Genomic DNA, 18,104 nt, shown 5'->3' on the forward strand with positions numbered 1-18,104 from the left:
AAAACGCTCGGCTGGGAAACCCCAGCCGAGCGCCTCGCTAAGCTCCTGGCAACAGCCAGTTGATCACCGTGTTGCGACGACCCCTTGAATTCGCCGACGTGCCGGGGGCCCTTCGCGTGTGCGGCTGCTGGCTGGTGCGGGCTCAGGCTCAGACCGTGGTGATGACGTCGTCGTAGGCCAGGCGCGGGGAGCGCGGGAACCAGGCGTCGTCGCCCGGCTTGCCGATGTTGACGATCATCAGCGGGGTGTGGTCGTCGTCCAGGAACTCCTTCTGGACGCCGGCGAAGTCGAAGCCGGTCATCGGGCCCGCGGCCAGACCCGCGGCGCGGACGCCGACGATGAAGTAGCCGGCCTGCAGCGTGGCGTTCACCAGGGCGGCCTGCTCGCGGACCGGGCGCTCCGAGAAGAAGGCGTCCTTGGCCTGCGGGAAGTGCGGGAACAGCGCCGGGAGCTCCTCGTGGAACTCGTTGTCCGCGGAGAGGATCGCGACGAGCGGCGCGGCGGCCGTCTTCGGGCGGTTGCCCTCGGCCATGTGCTTGACCAGGCGCTCGCGGGCCTCGGGGGAGCGGACCAGGGTGACGCGGAGCGGCGACTGGTTGAAGGCGGTCGGGCCGTATTTGACCAGGTCGTAGATCGCCTGGACCTGCTCCTCGGTGACCGGCTCGTCGGTGAAGGTGTTCGCGGTGCGGGCCTCGCGGAAGAGCAGGTCCTGGGCGGCGGGGTCAAGTACGAGAGACATGGATCAACCTTCTTGAACGTACGAAGTGTCTGGCGGACCCGTCACCGGGCTCGCGGATACGACAGTACGCCGCTTCTGTTCAACTTTCAATCAAAAGTGGAGCTGGGTGATCCGGTTCACAAACCGCAGGTAGGCGCTGTTTCGGACTCGGCAGGACTGGGCTCGGCAGTGCTGCCTCGTCAGGATTGGGCTCCTTGAGGTGCGGGCTCCTCAGGCGTCCGGGTCGTCGTCCGTCTCCGGGCCCGCCAGGGCCGCGTCGAGCCGGGCCCGCGCGCCGTCCAGCCAGCGGCGGCACACCTTCGCCAGCTCCTCGCCGCGCTCCCAGAGCGCCAGTGACTCCTCCAGGGTCGTCCCGCCGGTCTCCAGGCGGCGTACGACCTCGATGAGCTCGTCCCGCGCCTGCTCGTAGCCGAGGGCGTCCGTGGGGACCGCGGTCTCGTCCGTCTTGCTGGTCATGCGCCCACCCTAAATCTCGGCGTTGTCGTCATTTTGTGTGGTTTCCCTTGCCCGGGCGGTTTCCGGCGACCGCACGGACTCCGTCGCTCGTACGGTGAAGGCGCCCTCGGCGACGCGTGCCCGCAGCTCGTCGTCGACGTCCACTTCTCCCGGCGCCCGGACCACCGTGCCGTCCGGCTTCTGCAGTACCGCGTACCCCCTCTGGAGGGTCGCGGCGGGGGAGAGGGCCACCACGCGCGCGTGCGTGTGCGTCAGCTCCGAGCCCGCCCGGTCGAGGAGGTGGCCGAGCGTGCGGCGGCTGCGGTCGACCAGCGCCGCGACCTGCTCCTCGCGCTCCTCGACCATGCGGTGCGGATGCTCCATGCAGGGGCGGGCCAGGGCGTGCGCGAGGCCGCGGGTCTCGCGGTCGAGGAGGGCGTCGACGCTGCGCCGGGCGCGGTCCCGGAGCCACTGCACGCGCTCGTACTCCTCGCCGACGTCCGGCACGACCTTCTTGGCGGCGTCGGTGGGGGTGGAGGCGCGCAGGTCCGCCACGTGGTCGAGAAGGGGGTTGTCCGGCTCGTGGCCGATCGCGGAGACGACGGGCGTACGGCAGGAGGCGACGGCCCGTACGAGCTGCTCGTCCGAGAACGGCAGCAGATCCTCCACGCTGCCGCCACCCCGCGCCACGATGATCACGTCGACCTCGTCGTGCGCGTCGAGGTCCTTCACGGCCTGGACGACCTGCGGCACGGCGTGCACGCCCTGGACGGGGACGTTGCGCACCTCGAAGCGGACGGCGGGCCAGCGGTGCCTGGCGTTCTCCAGGACGTCCCGCTCGGCGGCGGAGGCGCGGCCGGTGACGAGCCCGATGAGCTGCGGCAGGAACGGCAGCGGCTTCTTGCGCTCGGGTGAGAAGAGCCCCTCCGCGGCGAGGCTCTTCTTCAACTGCTCGATCCGTGCGAGCAGCTCACCGACGCCGACCGGCTTTATCTCGGCGGCCCGCAGCGACAGCTGCCCCCGCCGCTCGTACCACTCGGGCTTGGCGCGTACGACGACGCGGGCGCCCTCGGAGACGACGTCCGCCACCGCGTCGAACACCTGGCGGTAGCAGGTGACGCTCACCGAGATGTCGTGCGACGGGTCGCGCAACGTCATGAAGACGACGCCGGCGCCGGGCCTGCGGGAGAGCTGGGTGATCTGCCCCTCGACCCAGATGGCACCGAGCCGGTCGATCCACCCGCCGATGAGCCGCGACACCTCCCCCACGGGGAGGGGTGCGTCCGCGGACGTGTTGAGAGCCATGCGCCGAGCGTAGCCGCCGGGTATGACACGGCGTTCGTGTGCGGTGGCGTGCGGTGGTGCGTGGGCGGGGGCCCTTTCCGTCGGTTCACCTCGTGCGGGTCGTGGGGGCCGGGCGCGCGGTTCCCCGCGCCCCTGGGGGGCTCGGGCGGATCCGCGCGTCATGCTCCCGCTACGTATCCCGGCGGGCCTCGCCCCCGCGGCTCGCTCCCTGCACCACCAGCACCACCAACCCCACCGCCAACCAGACCGCCCCCACCACCTGCGCGGAGCCCGACGCCTCCCAGATGACCGCCACCACGATCGCCGCACCGAGCACCGGGATCAGCAGATGACGCCACCAGGTGAAGTCGTCCTCGCGGTGACGGACCGCGAACCAGCCCACCACGCTCGCGTGCAGCAGCAGGAACGCCGTGAGCGCGCCGATGTCGACCACCGACACCAGATGGTCCATGCCGTCGTCGCGCCGCGCCGCCCACACCGCGGCGACCAGCGTCACCACCGCCGCGCACAGCAGCGCGATCCGCGGGGTCCCGGCGTCCGTCCTGGACAGGGCCCTCGGCAGCCGGCGGTCACGGGCCATCGCGTAGAGCAGCCGCCCCGCGGCCGCCTGCCCGGCGAGCGCCGCGAAGGCCGCGCCGATCGCCTTGCTCGCGGCCACCAGATCGTGCAGCCACGTGCCGGCCGCCGAGTCCACCGCGTCGTAGAAGGCCGTGCCCTGCTTGCCGGGATCCGCCGCGAGATCGGCCGACGAGAGCGGTTCGAGGAGGGCCACCAGGTAGGTCTGGGCGATGAACAGCAGACCCGCGAGCGCCAGACAGAACAGCACCGCCCGCGCGACCTTCGCCGACCCGCCCGTCACCTCCTCCGCGAAGGACGCGATCGCGTCGAAGCCCAGGTACGACAGGACGGCGATCGACACCGCGCCGACCACCGCCGACAGCGCGAACGCACCCTGCGAGCCGTCACCCGTCAGCGGTGAGAGCCAGTCGCGCTGCGCCCCGTCCCGGACCAGGACGACCACCGCAGCCACGACGAAGACGAGCAGGACCACGACCTCCAGGGCGAGCACCGCGAAGCCGACCCGCGCCGCCGCCCGTACACCCCACACGTTCAGCGCGGTCGTGATGAGCACCGCGAGCGCCGTCCACACCCAGCGGGACACCGACGGCACGAGGGAGTTCATGGCGATGCCGGAGAAGAGGTACGCGACCGCCGGGATGAGGAGGTAGTCGAGCATCGCCATCCATCCGGCGATGAACCCCGGGCCCTTGCCGAGCCCCACGCGCGCGTAGGCGAAGACGGACCCCGCCTGGGGGACGACCCGTACCATCTGCGCGTAACTGAATGCGGTGAACGCCATCGCGACCGTGGCGACCAGGTAGACGAGGGCGACGGCGCCGTGCGACTTCGCGTCGAGCGTCCCGAAGACACCGACCGGCGCCATGGGGGCGATGAAGAGCAGCCCGTAGACCACGAGGTCACGGAAGCCGAGACTTCGCCGCAGCCCCGTACCCTCGGCGGGCTCGGCGCCCTCTGCATGGGCTCCCGTACGGGCGGACTGACCGGACATCGTGCCTCCGTAGATCAACGCAGGCCCCCAGTCTCCCCAACCAGGCGATCTTTGACGCGCTGGACGCGGCCTTACGATGGTGCGTATGACTGCTACGCCTGGCACCCGCCGTGTCCTGCTCGCCGCTCCCCGTGGCTACTGCGCCGGCGTGGACCGTGCCGTGATCGCCGTCGAGAAGGCCCTGGAGCAGTACGGGGCCCCGATCTACGTCCGCCACGAGATCGTCCACAACAAGTACGTGGTGCAGACCCTGGAGAAGAAGGGCGCGATCTTCGTCGAGCAGACGGAGGAGGTCCCCGAGGGCTCCATCGTCATGTTCTCCGCGCACGGTGTCGCGCCGACCGTCCACGCGGAGGCCGCCGAGCGCAAGCTCGCGACCATCGACGCGACGTGCCCGCTGGTCACGAAGGTCCACAAGGAAGCGGTCCGGTTCGCCAAGGAGGACTTCGACATCCTCCTCATCGGGCACGAGGGCCATGAGGAAGTCATCGGCACGTCCGGCGAGGCGCCCGACCACATCACGCTGGTCGACGGCCCCGACGACGTCGCGAACGTCGAGGTCCGCGACCCCGACAAGGTCGTCTGGCTCTCCCAGACCACGCTCTCCGTCGACGAGACGATGGAGACGGTCGACGCCCTGAAGGGCAAGTTCCCCAACCTGCTCTCGCCGCCCAGCGACGACATCTGCTACGCCACGCAGAACCGCCAGACCGCCGTGAAGAAGCTCGCCGAGGACGCCGAGCTGGTCATCGTCGTCGGCTCCAAGAACTCCTCGAACTCCATCCGCATGGTCGAGGTCGCCCTGGACGCGGGCGCCGCCGCCTCGTACCTGGTCGACAAGGCCGACGAGATCGAAGAGGCCTGGCTGGAGGGCGTGACCACGGTCGGCCTGACCTCGGGCGCCTCCGTGCCGGACGTCCTGGTGGACGGCGTCATCGAGTGGCTGGCCGAGCGGGGCTACGGCGACGTGGAGACGGTGAAGACCGCCGAGGAGTCCATCACCTTCTCCCTCCCCAAGGAGCTCCGCAGGGACCTGCGCGCCGAGGCGGCCGAGCTGTCCCAGCGCTGAGCACGAGCGCGTCGTACGGTGGGAGCCATGCAGATCTTCGGTGTGGACATCGGCGGATCAGGGATCAAGGGCGCTCCCGTGGACCTGGACCGTGGAGACCTGACGCAAGAGCGGCACAAGGTACTGACCCCGCATCCGGCGACGCCGGACGCCGTGGTCGAGGGAGTGCGCGAGGTCGTCGAGCACTTCGGCTGGAAGGGCGCCATCGGGGCGACCTTCCCCGGAGTGATCGCCGGCGGCACGGCGCGGACGGCCGCCAACGTCGACAAGAGCTGGATCGGTACGGACATCCAGGCGCTGATCGCCGACCGCCTCGGCGGCGTTCCGGTCACCGTCCTGAACGACGCGGACGCGGCGGGCGTCGCCGAGATGCACTTCGGCGCGGGCCGCGGCCGTACCGGCACGGTCCTTCTGCTCACCCTCGGCACGGGCATCGGCAGCGCGCTCTTCACCAACGGCAGACTCGTCCCGAACACCGAGCTCGGCCACCTCGAACTGCGCGGCCACGACGCGGAGAAGAAGGCCTCCTCCAAGGCGCGCGAGGACGAGGACCTGAGCTGGGAGCACTGGGCGCGCCGGGTACAGAAGTACCTCGCGCACGTGGAGATGCTGTTCTCGCCGGAACTGTTCATCATCGGCGGCGGGGTGAGCCGCAAGGCGCACAAGTTCCTGCCGCTCATCGAGGGCATCACCGCGGAGATCGTCCCGGCCCAGCTGCAGAACGACGCGGGCATCGTGGGAGCGGCGATGGCGGCGGCGGAGGCGCAGACGTCGGCCGGGTGAGCCGGACACGTCGCGTGGGCCCCGCGGGGCCGGGGCTCACGCGACGGGCAGTCGCTTCCCGCCGGGCGGCGGCGGCGCCGGCGGCTGCTGCTTCTGCTGCGGACCGGTCCTGCGCCGCTCCGTCATCAGTTGAACCCTGCGTACGATCACGATGAGTCCGGCGACGAGAGTCCCCCCGTACAGCCAGCCCGCGTGGAACGCCAGCGTCGTCACGAGCCCTATGAGCTGGCCGCCGAAGCCGCCCGACCCCTCGGAGATGGGCAGCACCCCGGCCGCGAAGGCGATCGGCACGCCCACCGGGGCGGTGACGAGGTCGGCCGGGCGCACCCACAGCGCCGTGAGCGCGGCCACGGGCAGGAACAGCACGCCGTACGCGACGACGGAGCCCCCGACCAGCCAGAGCAGGCACGCGAGCAGGAACATCACGGCCGTGCAGAAGAGCCCGCTGCCGAGCCCGGTCAGGCGGGGGTTCGGGATCCGCCGCAGCGTGCGGTACAGCGGGGTGCGGCGCAGGGCCCGTACGAACGGTGGGGCGGGACGGCGTGGGCGCGGCGCGGCCCGGTACACGGTGCGCGACGCGGCGGGCCGGCCCTGCGGGGGCAGCGGGGCGGTCGTCCGGCGGGGCCGGGCCGGCGAGGTGCTCCTCGGGGCGGACTGAGGGGGGCGCGTCCTGTGTTGCTCCACTGGACCAACCTAGGCGGGACACGGCGCCGATCCGGTCGCGGGACACGCCTTTGGGACGACCTTGGCCATCCGTTCGAGGCCTGGATGACGGGCAGGCGGGGGCGTCGGCGGCACGCCGTAGACTGGGGGATCGCCCCACGGTCGCTCCGGCCCTCCGGGCCGTCCACCCACAGCCCTCACGTACGGGAAGTCGCAACGTGTCGCTCACGATCGGAATCGTCGGTCTGCCGAATGTCGGCAAGTCGACCCTGTTCAACGCCCTGACCAAGAACGACGTCCTTGCGGCCAACTACCCGTTCGCGACGATCGAGCCGAACGTGGGCGTGGTCGGTGTCCCCGACCCCCGCCTCACGAAACTGGCCGAGATCTTCTCCTCGCAGAAGGTCCTCCCCGCGACGGTCGACTTCGTCGACATCGCGGGCATCGTGCGCGGCGCGAGCGAGGGCGAGGGCCTGGGCAACAAGTTCCTCGCCAACATTCGCGAGTCGGACGCGATCTGCCAGGTCATCCGCGCCTTCAAGGACGAGAACGTCGTGCACGTCGACGGCAAGGTCTCGCCCAAGGACGACATCGAGACGATCAACACCGAGCTGATCCTCGCCGACCTCCAGACCATCGAGAAGGTCCTGCCGCGCCTCCAGAAGGAGTCGCGCATCAAGAAGGACGTCGCCCCGAAGGTGAAGGCGGTCGAGGAGGCCCAGGCGATCCTGGAAAAGGGCGACACGCTCTTCTCCGCCGGCATCGTCCAGGGCTCCGGCAAGGAGGAACTCCTCCACGACCTCCACCTCCTCACCACCAAGCCCTTCCTCTACGTCTTCAACGTGGACGAGGACGAGCTGACGGACGACGACTTCAAGGCGGAGCAGCGCGCGCTCGTCGCCCCTGCCGAGGCGATCTTCCTCAACGCCAAGCTGGAGGCAGACCTCGCGGAGCTGGACGACGAGGAGGCGCTCGAACTCCTCCAGTCCGTGGGCCAGGAGGAGCCCGGCCTCGCCACGCTCGCCCACGTCGGCTTCCGCACGCTCGGCCTCCAGACCTACCTCACGGCAGGCCCGAAGGAATCCCGCGCCTGGACGATCAAAAAGGGCGCGACGGCCCCCGAGGCGGCCGGCGTCATCCACACCGACTTCCAGAAGGGCTTCATCAAGGCCGAGGTCATCTCTTTCGAGGACCTGGTCGAGACGGGCTCAGTGGCCGACGCCCGCGCGGCGGGCAAGGCCCGCATGGAAGGCAAGGAGTATGTGATGCAGGACGGGGATGTGGTGGAGTTCCGCTTCAACGTGTAGCGGCTGACTTACCGCCACGTCGCTGACCTGGCAAACGTGCAGGTCAGGGAGGGTCCGACTCTTCGGGGTCGGGCCCTTTGTATTTTCCCGTGCTGGGTTGGTGCTGGGATGGCCGACCCCTCGTCGCCTGTCGTCATCCCTGGTCATCCGTATCGTGCTGGGATTGAGCTGGGATGGGATGAGGGCGTCCGTGCTGGGATTTGCGCGAGCGGGGCGCTGGCCGAGTGTGAAGGCAGTGCAGACGTGGCACTTTTCCTACTCGTTTGACACAATCGGGGGCGTGGCTGAGACGACGTACAGCATCGGGGAAGGCCCGGCGACGCGGGTGAGCCTGTCGCTGCCGGAGGGGACCGCGGAGGCGATCCGGGCGCGGGTGGGGAAGCGCGAGTTCTCCGCGTTCATCGCCGAGGCGGTCGAGCGCGAGCTGCGCGGGCAGGTCCTGGATGAGTACCTGGCGGACTATGAGAGCCGTAAGGGGCCGGTCTCCGAGCCGGCTCGTCAATGGGCGCGGCAGGTCTTCGACGAGGTGTTCGCCGAGGAGGCCGAGTGGCCCGCCGCAGGCTGAGTCACGAGGGGACGCTGGTCCTAGACAGTGAAGGACTCTCGAAGCTGCTCGCCGACGACGAGCAGGTGGTGGCTCTGATCGCTGAGGCGCGCTCGCGCGGTATGGAGGTCGTGATCAGTGCGCTCACCATCATCGAGGCAGTCCACGCCCGTACGAACAAGTCGCGCCTGAATTGGGTGCTTTCCGGGCTGCGGGTCGTCCCGGTCGGTGACGAGGAGGCGAGGGCGGCCTCGAAGTTGCTGATGAATGCCGGGTTGCACGGACACAAGTACGCGATCGATGCGGCCGTCGCCGAGGCCGCGCTGCGCCAGCACCGCCCCGTGGTCATGCTGACTTCCGACATCGATGACATGGCCAAGCTGTGCGGCGAGCGGGTTAGGCTCGTGGCGGTGTGATTTCCCTTGGTCCGGCTCAGTAGGAGCGGGGTCCGTAGGGGCTCCAGTGACCGAGGAAGGGCTTGAGGTCGTCGCCGCTGGGTTTCGGCGGCGTGGGCAGTTTCGGCGCTGAAACCGATTCGGTGAGGTTTTGCAGGTGCGCGTCCGCGAACGCGAGCCACGCCTCGACCTCGGTCCGCTCCTGCCCGGGCGGAAGTGATGTGGCATGGACCCGCCGTTCCCTGGGTGCCCTGACCCCGGAGACGATGCCCGCTGCCCTTGCGGGAATTCTGGACTGCTGAAAGGACTCCTCGTTCGGGTGAGACATATAGAGGGTGTGTTTACGGCGAGAGTAGTTATTGCTGGCATTGATGCGAAACGGCTTGGGTTCAGGGTCGTCGATAGGGATCTGGCTGAACTGGCTTGGGGTGCGGGTGGACGTCCGGGAGGGGCAGTGGGCCGACATCGTGGTGCACGCAGCTGAGCCCGAGACCGGGCGTACGTGGACGTTGTCGACGGTCGCGGCGGTGCGCATCTGAATCAGATCACCGTGGACGGAGCCGTCTTGCCGAGGTAGATCTTGAACGCCTCGCGGATCTGGCCACGTGTGTAGCCAGCGGTGTTGACGTTGGCCGGTACGACCTCCCGCTCGTATCCGCGCTTGCGGGCGGACAGGTACTTGACCACGCTGGATGCTCCCGTGTTGGAGACGAACAGGTTGCGGGCGGTCCGCAGGTCGGTGTGCAACCCTTCGAAATTGCGCGCGTGGCCGATGCCGACCCGGCTGGCGGTGTAGTACTTGGACTCGATGGCCAGCAGGCACTTGTTGCCTCGCGGCGCCATCCGGATCTGCCGTGAGAGTGCAGCCTCGTCGGCTGGCAGGATCAGGACATCGCACTCGTGCACTCGCGGTGATCGAACTCGGCCTCGACAGCCCTGAGCCGGAAGCCTGACGGGTAGGCCCGGCCCAGGGCGCCTCAGCCGGTCAGGGCCGTGGGTCGTGGTCGATCAACTTCAGCAGGCTCAAAAGCTGCTTGGTCTCCGTCAGTGCCTCGGTTTTCGTCTCCGGGGCGTCCATGTCCCAGTGAGCCAGCTCATTCCGGTACTCCTTGACGGAGGTGACGCGGCGCACGAGATCGTCTTGCTCGTACGGCCACGCCAGCCTCGTCCAGCAGGCATCGTCCTTGAGGACTTCCGGATACTGGCCGAGAGTGAGGTACTTGCCCGCGGCGCGCGTCTTGCGTACTCCCGAACCCGTGGGCAGCTCGTCCACGGGCAGCCGATCGGTGAGGCGGCGCAGCCGCCGCTCCGCCTCGCCGAGGAGGATGAACGGCTCGACCCGGAGCTTGAGCTGATCCGCCAAGTCGGATGCGGTGAGGATGCCGAGCACGAGATTGTCGCCGTCGGTGACGATGAGGAAGCCGTGGCGCTGGATGTCGTCGATGCGGACGAACAGCTCCTCCTGCTCCTGAGCGGTGAGCGGATGCGGATCCAGGGCTGCGGCTATGGTGGCGCCGCGGTGCCCCAACTGGGCACGGGCGATGCTCTCCCAGGTGACGACCCCACGCAGCACGTTGTTCCGGTTCACCACCGGAAGCTGGGAGAAGTCACCCTGAACCATGCGTGTGATGGCGCGGCTGAGCGGTTCGTCGAAGCCGACTGTGACCACGTCGCGGGCGAAGGGGAGGCTGCCGATGCGCCAATGGCGACTCAGGTCCTCGCCCGCGGCCCTTGTGGGCGTGTGACCAAGGTCTGTCCCCGAAGGCTCTTGAGCTGTCTCTCCCGTCAGGGTGGTCTCCTCCGCGGAGACCGTGACCAGGCCGTCGAGCTGGACTTCCGTGAAGTGAGGGGCCACCTGCAGACCTCGAGCCGCGAGCTCCCGGTCGACGAGGTCGATGACGTCGCCAGTGCGCCTCTGCCAGCCCCACAGACCGATCAGATCCCGGGCGGTCAGCTGCCGGGTGCCCTCGTCGCGCACATCCTGCTCCAGCGCATCGGGGTCCGCAGGCGGCTCCACGGCACCCTTGTAGCCCGGGTCGACACCGGTCTGCGCCAGTGTCTCGACACGGTGTGCCGCGTCACGGCGGCGCAGCTCGCTCACGGTCAGGAACGCGCCGATGCTGTCACGGAGGTCGCCACCCATCGCGGCCCGCTCGACCTGGGTGCGCACCCATTCCACCTTGCGCGTGTGCCGGAAGCCGGGGGCGGCCTCGCTCCGGTACTCGTACCCGCCGGTCAGTCGTCCGATGGAGACGACGCCGAGAAACTTCCGGGGCATCACGACCAGATCCCCGGTGTCCATCGTGATGAAGCGCCACAGCTGATGCTTCCAGTTATCCACTCGGCCGGGCAGCTCATCCGGATAGGCCCGAGCCAGCACATCCCCTACATCAGCGATCGACGCGCAGCCGCTCAGATCGCCGACCTCCTCCCAGCCAGCGATCACCACGCCCTCGTCGAGTGCCTGCTCTTCGCGCTCTCCGTACTGGCCCCCGCGGACTGTCCAAGCTCTGACCAGGGTTCCCCACCCGTAAAGCCCTCCAGCCGCATCCACGTCGGGCGGCTCGCGTTGGGGATGAATCTACGTGCGTGTTGCGGCGTGACGACAGGCGCGGAGCAGATCGAGCCAGCGGCCAGGAACAGGGCAGGCGCCGCTTTGGCGCCTGCCCTGTTCCTGGCTGATAGGTCACCAGTCTGGCTCTGACCAGGGACGACTCTCTGGCGAGTGGCGGCCAGACGTATGTCGGTGCCGCAACCGGGGACGTATGTGGGACGCGCCCTCTCAACGAGGGGTATTACGCGCAGAATGACCTCGGAGGTGCTGAAAAGGCCCTCTGCGGGCGATCTCACGAAGAGCCAGGAACAGCCTCTAACCTGCATAAACGTGCGCCCCGGCAGGAGACGAACCTGCGGCCAAGCGCTTAGAAGGCGCCTGCTCCACCCGCTGAGCTATGCAGGCTGACCTGCGACAGCGCGGAAGCTTCTGACTATGCCCCGCCAAACCGGGGGTATACGGGATCTGTGGACGCTCGCGCCGGCCCCGAGGTCTGGACGGGCATTCTGGGCGGCGGCCAGGCGTTGGAGCTGGCCGCTGGCGTCCGGGGAGACCGCGAGTGAGCGCGAGGCTGTGCTGCTCTGCGAGGTTCGGTGCGGTGGCACGAGCCTGATGTGGCGCTCGTAGAAGTTCCGCAGACTTCAGGCGTGTGCGGGCGCTTCCGGGTAGCGTTGGTGATCTTCGGTCTTCTTGTACTTTGTCGCGCTTCCCGTGCTGGGATGGTGCTGGGATGGTTGCCCCCTTGTCACCTGTCATCACCCCTGCTCATCCCTACCGTGATGGGATCGTGCTGGGAACAGCCAGCCCCAAAAGGTCCAGTCGTACGGTCTGGTGCATAGTTCCCCCACTGTCTGCGCTCGCTTCGTAGGGCAGTCTAGGGAGTGAACGGGTTCGCTGAGGCGGGTGCTAAGTGCTGGGGAGGTCAGACTGTGATCTTCGCGTCCTCATCGTTCATTCCGCTGGGGCCCCGGCAGTATGGGCGGCCCCGCGAGTGCAAGTGGCGCAGCAACGGATGTGACTGTTCGCTGACTCCTGCCCTGACAGTCAATGGAGCCGGCAACACGTCGGCTCCATGAGCTTCACGCATGCCCGTGCATCGCGAGGGCGGATGCGGCAATGTTCTGCGCAGAAGGGCTGAGTCTCCAGATGGTGATCGATTTCGGGCGCTGTACTCCTGCCTTGATCTTGGTGTCCTCAGCCTGCGATCAGATATCATTTCCAACTTGGAAATGATATCATTGCCGGGTTGTCGACCGGTGGAGGGGTGAAAGATGGCCAGGACTGTGATCGATCTGGACGACGAGATCGTCGAGCAGGCGATGCGGGTGTACGGGGCGAAGACGAAGGCTGCCGCAGTGCGGGCGGCTATGGAGGAGGGGGTGAAGCTGCGACTGCGCCGGGAGTTGTTCGACGCCATGGACGAGGGCGAGTTCGAGGACGTGTTTGCGGAGATCCGCTCGCAGACGGGGCCGCGGAATCCGGATGGCTCTCTGAAGCGTGAAGGCGGGTCCTCGGCGGCGTGAACGGGCGCTACCTCATCGACAAGTCGGCGCTGGCCCGCCGGGGCAAACCAGCGGTGCGGGCTCGGCTGGATGCGCTGGATCGCGATGGGCTCCTGGCTGTGTGCGCCCCGACTGAGTACGAGGTTCTGTACTCGGCACGAGGGAAGCCCGAGGCGCTGCGGTTGCGGACCCTGCTCCGTGGATTCGACTACCTGCCCTGCAATGACGAGGAGTTCGAGCGGGCGCTCGAGATCCAGGCTCTGGCCCTCAACGCCGGCTTTCACCGGGCGCTGTCGCTGGCCGACGTCCTCATCGCGGCAACCGCTGAGCGGCATCGAGCCACGGTCCTGCACTATGACGGCGACTTCGACATGATTGCTTCGGTGAGCGGACTGCAAGCCGAGTGGGTCGTGGAGCCAGGCACCGCCGACTGAGCCGGTGTTTTCGGTGTCGAATCCTTTTGTACTCTGTCGAGAATCTCGTGCTGGGATGGTGCTGGGATGCGCCCGCATAACAGCAGGTCAGACCGGTTGTGGTGGAGTTCCGGTTCAACGTGTGAGTGGGTGACACGCCACCACGTCGTTGGCGTGGTAAAGATGCAGGTCAGAAGGGGTTCGTCTCTCTGAAGTCGGGCCCCTGACCCTTTTCCGTGCTGGATGGGCGCTGGGTTGGCTGATCAGCCATCAGCTGTTTCCCGTCTTGGCGTCACCGGCAACGCGGTGCTTTTCTCGGCCGAAGACTATGCGGCGCTGCGCGAGGGCTCCTGCCTGTTGTGCTCGCCGGAGAACGCCCTGTCACACATCAACGTGTCGGAGCGTGAGTCGAGCCGTGTGAGTCGAGCCGTGTGTGTCGCGGGGATTTGCGTGGCTCCCGCGTAGCGCTCCTTCTACCCCGCCAGCCCCGCCTTCGCCCCCGCCCCGCACAGCGGGACCACCACCGAGCGGTCCTCGAACACGCCGGCCCCGGACACGCCGGCCCCGGCCGCGCCCTCCCGTACCGCCGCCCAGCACGCCACCCCCGTCGACTCGACATAGAGGCCGCGCGACGCCAAGTCGGTCTGGGCCGTGCGGATCTGCTGCTCCGTCACCGTGAGGAAGCCGCCCCCGGAGTCACGTACCGCCCGGAGGATCTGTCGGGCTCGGAGTGGCCGTGGGATCGCGATGCCCTCCGCGAAGGTGGGCGCCATCGGGGTCTCGCCGACCAGGTCTTCCGCACCGGCCCGCCACGCCTCGGCGAGCGGGGCGACCGCCGCGGACTGCACGGCGTACAGCGCCGGTCGGCTCTTGATGAGTCCGGCCCCGTACAGCTCCCGCACCGCGAGTGCCGCGCCGAGCAGCAGGGTGCCGTTGCCGACGGGGACGACGAGCGCGTCGGGCAGCGTGCCGCCGAGGTCTTCCCAGAGTTCGTGGACGTACGTCTTCGTGCCGTGCAGGAAGTAGGGGTTGTGGACGTGGGAGGCGTAGAACGTGCCGGGGGTGCCGGCGGCGGCGCGGGCCGTGCGGGCCGCCGCCTCGCGGTCGCCTTCGACCACTTCGAGCCGCGCCCCGTGCGCGCCGATCTGCTCCAGCTTCTTCGGTGACGTACCGGCGGGGACGTACACCGTGCAGGGGAGCCCGGCCCGCGCGCAGTACGCGGCAACGGCCGTGCCCGCGTTGCCGCTGCTGTCGGCGATCACCCGGTCCGGGCCAAGGCGCCGCGCGAGGGCGGCGAGGACGACCGCTCCGCGGTCCTTGAAGGAGAGCGTCGGCATCAGGAAGTCCAGCTTGGCCGAAACCCGTCCCTCCAGTTCGACCAGGGGCGTGCGGCCCTCGCCGAGAGAGATCGACGGGGTCGGCAGCGGCAGGGTCTCCGCGTACCGCCACAGGGAGTTCACCCGCCGGGACAGACTGTCGAGCGGTGCGGGTACGGGGGAGAAGTCCAGGTCGAGAGGGCCGCGACAGGCGGGGCACGACCAGGCGAGCGTGGTCGACGCGACGCGTGTTCCGTCGTTCGGGCAGACGTAGTCCGGGAGGGCGGGCAGGTGGGGCTCCGTCACAGGGGTCATGCGCGCAGGCTAGTTGGGGCGGTTGGTGGCAGTTGGTGGTGGTGATGGCCGTGTGGCGCGCAGGGTTCGGCGCCAGGCCGGTGCGGCGTCAATAACGGTGCGCGAACGCCGTGTTACGTCCTGTCCTGACCCTTGTGAGTTTCCTATGGACCCGCCAATCTTTCGTTCTGACAGAGGCAAGAGCGAGTGAGTCGACTTGACATGGCCCTGTCGTATGCCCGTGTGGGTGTGGGCATCGCGGCACCACCCCGCACCAACCCGCATCACCCCGCACCACCCCGCATCACCCCGCACCAATCCCCCACCAGCGCACCACCTATTGAGGAGGACCCCTCAGATGGCAGTGACGCGTCACAACCGCCGAAGACTGGCCGGGATCAGCGCGACCGCGGTCGCGGCCCTCGCCCTCGGCGTCGTCTCCGCCCTCCCGGCGGATGCCCGGCCGGACCGGGCGGAAGGTGCGATCGAGAACGCCGGCGCCCCCGGAGTGATCAAGAACAGCTACATCGTGAGCCTCGACAAGAACGCGCCGAAGGCCCGTTCCGCCGAGGGCAAGGCCCTGGCCAAGGAGTACGGCGCCAAGATCGAGCGGACCTACGACAAGGCCCTCAACGGCTACGCGGTCGAGCTCTCCGAGGGCGCGGCGAAGAAGTTCGCCGCCGACCCCGCGGTCGACATGGTCGTGCAGAACCGGACGTTCACCGCCACCGCGACCCAGAACAACCCGCCGTCCTGGGGCCTGGACCGCATCGACCAGAAGAACCTGCCGCTCGACCAGAAGTACACCTACCCGGACTCCGCGGGCGAGGGCGTCACCGCGTACATCATCGACACCGGTGTCCGCATCAGCCACAGCGACTTCGGCGGGCGCGCCGCCTACGGCTACGACGCCGTCGACAACGACAACACCGCGCAGGACGGCCACGGCCACGGCACGCACGTCTCCGGCACCGTCGCGGGGACCCTGCACGGCGTCGCCAAGAAGGCCAAGATCGTCGGCGTCCGTGTCCTGAACAACCAGGGCTCGGGCACCACCGCGCAGGTCGTCGCGGGCATCGACTGGGTGACCAAGAACGCGGTCAAGCCGGCCGTCGCCAACATGTCGCTCGGCGGCGGCGCCGACAGCGCGCTCGACACGGCGGTACGCAACTCCATCGCGTCCGGCGTCACGTATGCCGTGGCGGCGGGCAACGAGTCGACCGACGCGTCGACCAAGTCCCCCGCGCGCGTGGCCGAGGCCATCACCGTCGGCGCCACGACCAGCACCGACGCGCGGGCGAGCTACTCCAACTACGGCAGCATCCTCGACATCTTCGCCCCGGGCTCCTCGATCACCTCGACGTGGAACACCAGCGACAGCGCGACCAACACCATCTCCGGCACGTCGATGGCCTCCCCGCACGTCGCGGGCGCAGCCGCGATATACCTGGGCCAGAACCCCAATTCGACCCCGGCGCAGGTGTCCGCCGCCCTGGTCAGTGCCGCATCGACCGGCGTCGTCGGCAGCCCCGGATCGGGCTCCCCCAACCGTCTCCTGAACGTCACCGGAGGCACCACCAACCCGCCGGGCAAGTCGTTCAGCAACACCGACGACTACGCGATCAACGACAACGCCACGGCCGAGTCGCCGATCAACGTCACGGGCGTCGAGGGCTCGGCGCCGGCCGCGCTCGCCGTGCCGGTCACCATCCAGCACACCTACATCGGCGACCTCCAGGTCCAGCTGATCGCCCCCGATGGCACCGCGTACACCCTCAAGGGGTACGGCACCGGCGGCAGCTCGGACAACATCAACACCACGTACACCGTGAACGCCTCCTCGGAGACGGCCAACGGCACGTGGAAACTGCGCGTCAGCGACAACGCCGCACAGGACACCGGGAAGATCGACTCCTGGGGGCTGCAGTTCTAGGGCGCATGGCCTAGGCGGGCAAGTCCCTGTCCGCGTCCTCGCGGTACGGCTCGGGGTCGGTTACCCAGCCTGCCGCGAGGGCGAGGCGCGAGGTGCGGTGGACGGCGAGGAAGCCGAAGGGGCGGTCGAAGGTGGCGTGCACTTCGGTGGTGACGTAACGCTCCTCGGGTACGCCCATGGCGGCCACGTCGAACGCGGTGGCGGCCGCGGCCCGGAAGCCGAGCGCCCCGAACGTCGCCGTCGCCGCCTGCCCGCCCCGCTGGAGCGCCAGGGGTTCGGCGGCGATCCCCGGGAAGTGGCCGTGCGTCCCGTCCCCCGCCGCCGTCAGGCCGAACAGTTCGTGCCGCCGCATCAGGTCGTGCTCCGCGGTGAGGGTGAACGCCACGGTGTCGACGTGCAGCGTCGGCGGACGGGGGCGCGAGGCGCGCACCTTGCGCACGCTCAGTCCCGGACCCACGTCGCCGTACGGCAGTTGAGGCCCGGGGAGCACCGGGAGCCCGCGGGCCAGCGCGTCCACGCCCGCGCCGAGCACCCGGCCGGGCGCCATGTGCCCCTCACCCAGCAGCAGATGCACGTCGATCCCGGTGTCGCCGAGCACTTCCAGCCGCGTCACGGCCCCGGACGGGCTCTGTGCGACGCCGACGCGGTCGAGGAGCGACGTCGAGCGGTACAGGGAGGTCAGCGCCCGGCCCTTCCAAGGCCCTGCCACAGGCCACAGCACGCCCTCGTCGAAGGGCTGGAACCAGTCCGTCCGCAGCGCCAGCGCACTCGCCAGGACGAACCCGGTCTCGTCGTCCGGCCGGGTCGGCAGCCGTTCGATCTGTCCGCCGGTCCGCCGGGACGCCCACGCGTCGAGGGCCGCCGCGTCCGCGTCCTGGTCCCCGGTCAGCACCCCCAGCGCCGCCACCGGCACCCCCTTGCGCCACGTGTCCCGCAGCGTCAGCGTGCGCTTGGTCCACAGGCCCACCGCCGCGTCCACGCCCCGCATGGCGTCCAGTGAGGCCAGCAGCTCACGTGCCGCGCCCGCCGCCTGGTCCGCCGGCAGCCCCACGCCGTCCGCGAGTTCGGCGCGGGCCGTGCCGTCCGCGCCGTCTGCGAGGAGTGCGAGGAGGGGCCAGACGCCGGGCGCCGAGAAGACGGTGCCGGTCCCGGCGGCGGCCGTCGCGGCCCACCGGGAGGTCAGACCGTTGACGGCCTGGACGACTGTCCGAGTTGTAGAGGTTTGCCGCCGGGTCAATGCTCTGCTCCCACCCCGATTACGATGCGTGAAGCCCTCCGCATC

The 18,104-nt window shown here is 69.2% G+C and carries 18 protein-coding genes; 8 read left to right on the top strand and 10 right to left on the bottom strand.

Annotation, left to right across the window (positions count from 1 at the left end):
* Window positions 1-148: 148 nt before the first annotated feature.
* From ACFVYR_RS36105 to ACFVYR_RS36120, 4 genes are all read right to left on the bottom strand, one after another.
* The gene (locus ACFVYR_RS36105) at window positions 149-739 is read right to left on the bottom strand and encodes a malonic semialdehyde reductase (protein ID WP_384262215.1); all 591 of its coding nucleotides are present in this window, start codon (window positions 737-739) and stop codon (window positions 149-151) included.
* Window positions 740-949: 210 nt separating this feature from the next.
* Complete coding sequence (locus tag ACFVYR_RS36110) at window positions 950-1,195, bottom strand: exodeoxyribonuclease VII small subunit (protein ID WP_384262217.1); 246 nt, start codon at window positions 1,193-1,195, stop codon at window positions 950-952.
* A gap of 9 nt (window positions 1,196-1,204) precedes the next feature.
* Window positions 1,205-2,479 carry an exodeoxyribonuclease VII large subunit gene (gene xseA, locus ACFVYR_RS36115; RefSeq protein ID WP_384262220.1) on the bottom strand — a complete coding sequence of 425 codons (1,275 nt, stop codon included), beginning with the start codon at window positions 2,477-2,479 and terminating at the stop codon, window positions 1,205-1,207.
* Window positions 2,480-2,648: 169 nt separating this feature from the next.
* Window positions 2,649-4,049 carry an APC family permease gene (locus ACFVYR_RS36120; RefSeq protein ID WP_384262222.1) on the bottom strand — a complete coding sequence of 467 codons (1,401 nt, stop codon included), beginning with the start codon at window positions 4,047-4,049 and terminating at the stop codon, window positions 2,649-2,651.
* Window positions 4,050-4,125: 76 nt separating this feature from the next.
* On the opposite strand from ACFVYR_RS36120, the gene ACFVYR_RS36125 reads away from it, so the two are divergent.
* Together ACFVYR_RS36125 and ppgK are read left to right on the top strand one after the other, a co-directional pair.
* Complete coding sequence (locus ACFVYR_RS36125; RefSeq protein WP_384262224.1) at window positions 4,126-5,118, top strand: 4-hydroxy-3-methylbut-2-enyl diphosphate reductase; 993 nt, start codon at window positions 4,126-4,128, stop codon at window positions 5,116-5,118.
* Window positions 5,119-5,145: 27 nt separating this feature from the next.
* Window positions 5,146-5,901 carry a polyphosphate--glucose phosphotransferase gene (gene ppgK, locus ACFVYR_RS36130; protein ID WP_384262227.1) on the top strand — a complete coding sequence of 252 codons (756 nt, stop codon included), beginning with the start codon at window positions 5,146-5,148 and terminating at the stop codon, window positions 5,899-5,901.
* 36 nt (window positions 5,902-5,937) lie between these two features.
* On the opposite strand, the gene ACFVYR_RS36135 is transcribed toward ppgK, so the two are convergent.
* On the bottom strand, window positions 5,938-6,585 hold the full coding sequence (locus ACFVYR_RS36135; protein ID WP_384262229.1) for a DUF6542 domain-containing protein: 648 nt from the start codon (window positions 6,583-6,585) through the stop codon (window positions 5,938-5,940).
* 197 nt (window positions 6,586-6,782) lie between these two features.
* On the opposite strand from ACFVYR_RS36135, the gene ychF reads away from it, so the two are divergent.
* From ychF to ACFVYR_RS36150, 3 genes are all read left to right on the top strand, one after another.
* Window positions 6,783-7,871, top strand: a complete 1,089-nt coding sequence (ychF, locus tag ACFVYR_RS36140; protein ID WP_384262232.1) for a redox-regulated ATPase YchF — start codon at window positions 6,783-6,785, stop codon at window positions 7,869-7,871.
* Between the two features lie 280 nt (window positions 7,872-8,151).
* The gene (locus ACFVYR_RS36145) at window positions 8,152-8,436 is read left to right on the top strand and encodes a hypothetical protein (protein WP_384262234.1); all 285 of its coding nucleotides are present in this window, start codon (window positions 8,152-8,154) and stop codon (window positions 8,434-8,436) included.
* The gene (locus ACFVYR_RS36150; RefSeq protein WP_081551890.1) at window positions 8,418-8,831 is read left to right on the top strand and encodes a PIN domain-containing protein; all 414 of its coding nucleotides are present in this window, start codon (window positions 8,418-8,420) and stop codon (window positions 8,829-8,831) included. The genes ACFVYR_RS36145 and ACFVYR_RS36150 overlap by 19 nt, the downstream gene beginning before the upstream one ends.
* Before the next feature lie 16 nt (window positions 8,832-8,847).
* On the opposite strand, the gene ACFVYR_RS36155 is transcribed toward ACFVYR_RS36150, so the two are convergent.
* The 3 genes from ACFVYR_RS36155 to ACFVYR_RS36165 form a co-directional block, all read right to left on the bottom strand.
* Window positions 8,848-9,345, bottom strand: a complete 498-nt coding sequence (locus tag ACFVYR_RS36155; RefSeq protein ID WP_384262237.1) for a hypothetical protein — start codon at window positions 9,343-9,345, stop codon at window positions 8,848-8,850.
* 5 nt (window positions 9,346-9,350) lie between these two features.
* The gene (locus ACFVYR_RS36160; protein ID WP_384262239.1) at window positions 9,351-9,653 is read right to left on the bottom strand and encodes a hypothetical protein; all 303 of its coding nucleotides are present in this window, start codon (window positions 9,651-9,653) and stop codon (window positions 9,351-9,353) included.
* Window positions 9,654-9,795: 142 nt separating this feature from the next.
* Window positions 9,796-11,364, bottom strand: coding sequence for a CBS domain-containing protein (locus ACFVYR_RS36165; RefSeq protein WP_384262241.1), 1,569 nt, complete (start codon window positions 11,362-11,364; stop codon window positions 9,796-9,798).
* A 1,271-nt stretch (window positions 11,365-12,635) separates the two neighbouring features.
* On the opposite strand from ACFVYR_RS36165, the gene ACFVYR_RS36170 reads away from it, so the two are divergent.
* Both ACFVYR_RS36170 and ACFVYR_RS36175 read left to right on the top strand, forming a co-directional pair.
* Window positions 12,636-12,887: a type II toxin-antitoxin system VapB family antitoxin gene (locus ACFVYR_RS36170; RefSeq protein WP_384262243.1), complete on the top strand. Its 252-nt coding sequence runs from the start codon at window positions 12,636-12,638 to the stop codon at window positions 12,885-12,887.
* The gene (locus ACFVYR_RS36175; RefSeq protein WP_093812988.1) at window positions 12,884-13,300 is read left to right on the top strand and encodes a PIN domain nuclease; all 417 of its coding nucleotides are present in this window, start codon (window positions 12,884-12,886) and stop codon (window positions 13,298-13,300) included. Before ACFVYR_RS36170 ends, ACFVYR_RS36175 begins: the two co-directional genes overlap by 4 nt.
* 452 nt (window positions 13,301-13,752) lie before the next feature.
* Here ACFVYR_RS36175 and ACFVYR_RS36180 read toward each other — a convergent pair whose 3' ends face one another.
* Window positions 13,753-14,910 carry a threonine synthase gene (locus ACFVYR_RS36180; protein WP_384262245.1) on the bottom strand — a complete coding sequence of 386 codons (1,158 nt, stop codon included), beginning with the start codon at window positions 14,908-14,910 and terminating at the stop codon, window positions 13,753-13,755.
* Between the two features lie 337 nt (window positions 14,911-15,247).
* On the opposite strand from ACFVYR_RS36180, the gene ACFVYR_RS36185 reads away from it, so the two are divergent.
* Window positions 15,248-16,822, top strand: coding sequence for a S8 family peptidase (locus ACFVYR_RS36185; RefSeq protein WP_384262247.1), 1,575 nt, complete (start codon window positions 15,248-15,250; stop codon window positions 16,820-16,822).
* 10 nt (window positions 16,823-16,832) lie between these two features.
* Here ACFVYR_RS36185 and ACFVYR_RS36190 read toward each other — a convergent pair whose 3' ends face one another.
* Window positions 16,833-18,059: a serpin family protein gene (locus ACFVYR_RS36190; RefSeq protein ID WP_384262249.1), complete on the bottom strand. Its 1,227-nt coding sequence runs from the start codon at window positions 18,057-18,059 to the stop codon at window positions 16,833-16,835.
* Between the last annotated feature and the right edge of the window lie 45 nt (window positions 18,060-18,104).

The sequence above is a fragment of the Streptomyces sp. NPDC058284 genome, from assembly GCF_042881135.1.
GTDB lineage: Bacteria > Actinomycetota > Actinomycetes > Streptomycetales > Streptomycetaceae > Streptomyces.

Coding starts and splice junctions, on each gene's coding strand:
- ACFVYR_RS36105 (WP_384262215.1), bottom strand. CDS start 739: ATGTCTCTCGTACTTGACCCCGCCGCCCAGGACCTGCTCTTCCGCGAG.
- ACFVYR_RS36110 (WP_384262217.1), bottom strand. CDS start 1,195: ATGACCAGCAAGACGGACGAGACCGCGGTCCCCACGGACGCCCTCGGC.
- xseA (WP_384262220.1), bottom strand. CDS start 2,479: ATGGCTCTCAACACGTCCGCGGACGCACCCCTCCCCGTGGGGGAGGTG.
- ACFVYR_RS36120 (WP_384262222.1), bottom strand. CDS start 4,049: ATGTCCGGTCAGTCCGCCCGTACGGGAGCCCATGCAGAGGGCGCCGAG.
- ACFVYR_RS36125 (WP_384262224.1), top strand. CDS start 4,126: ATGGTGCGTATGACTGCTACGCCTGGCACCCGCCGTGTCCTGCTCGCC.
- ppgK (WP_384262227.1), top strand. CDS start 5,146: ATGCAGATCTTCGGTGTGGACATCGGCGGATCAGGGATCAAGGGCGCT.
- ACFVYR_RS36155 (WP_384262237.1), bottom strand. CDS start 9,345: ATGCGCACCGCCGCGACCGTCGACAACGTCCACGTACGCCCGGTCTCG.
- ACFVYR_RS36160 (WP_384262239.1), bottom strand. CDS start 9,653: ATGGCGCCGCGAGGCAACAAGTGCCTGCTGGCCATCGAGTCCAAGTAC.
- ACFVYR_RS36170 (WP_384262243.1), top strand. CDS start 12,636: ATGGCCAGGACTGTGATCGATCTGGACGACGAGATCGTCGAGCAGGCG.
- ACFVYR_RS36180 (WP_384262245.1), bottom strand. CDS start 14,910: ATGACCCCTGTGACGGAGCCCCACCTGCCCGCCCTCCCGGACTACGTC.
- ACFVYR_RS36185 (WP_384262247.1), top strand. CDS start 15,248: ATGGCAGTGACGCGTCACAACCGCCGAAGACTGGCCGGGATCAGCGCG.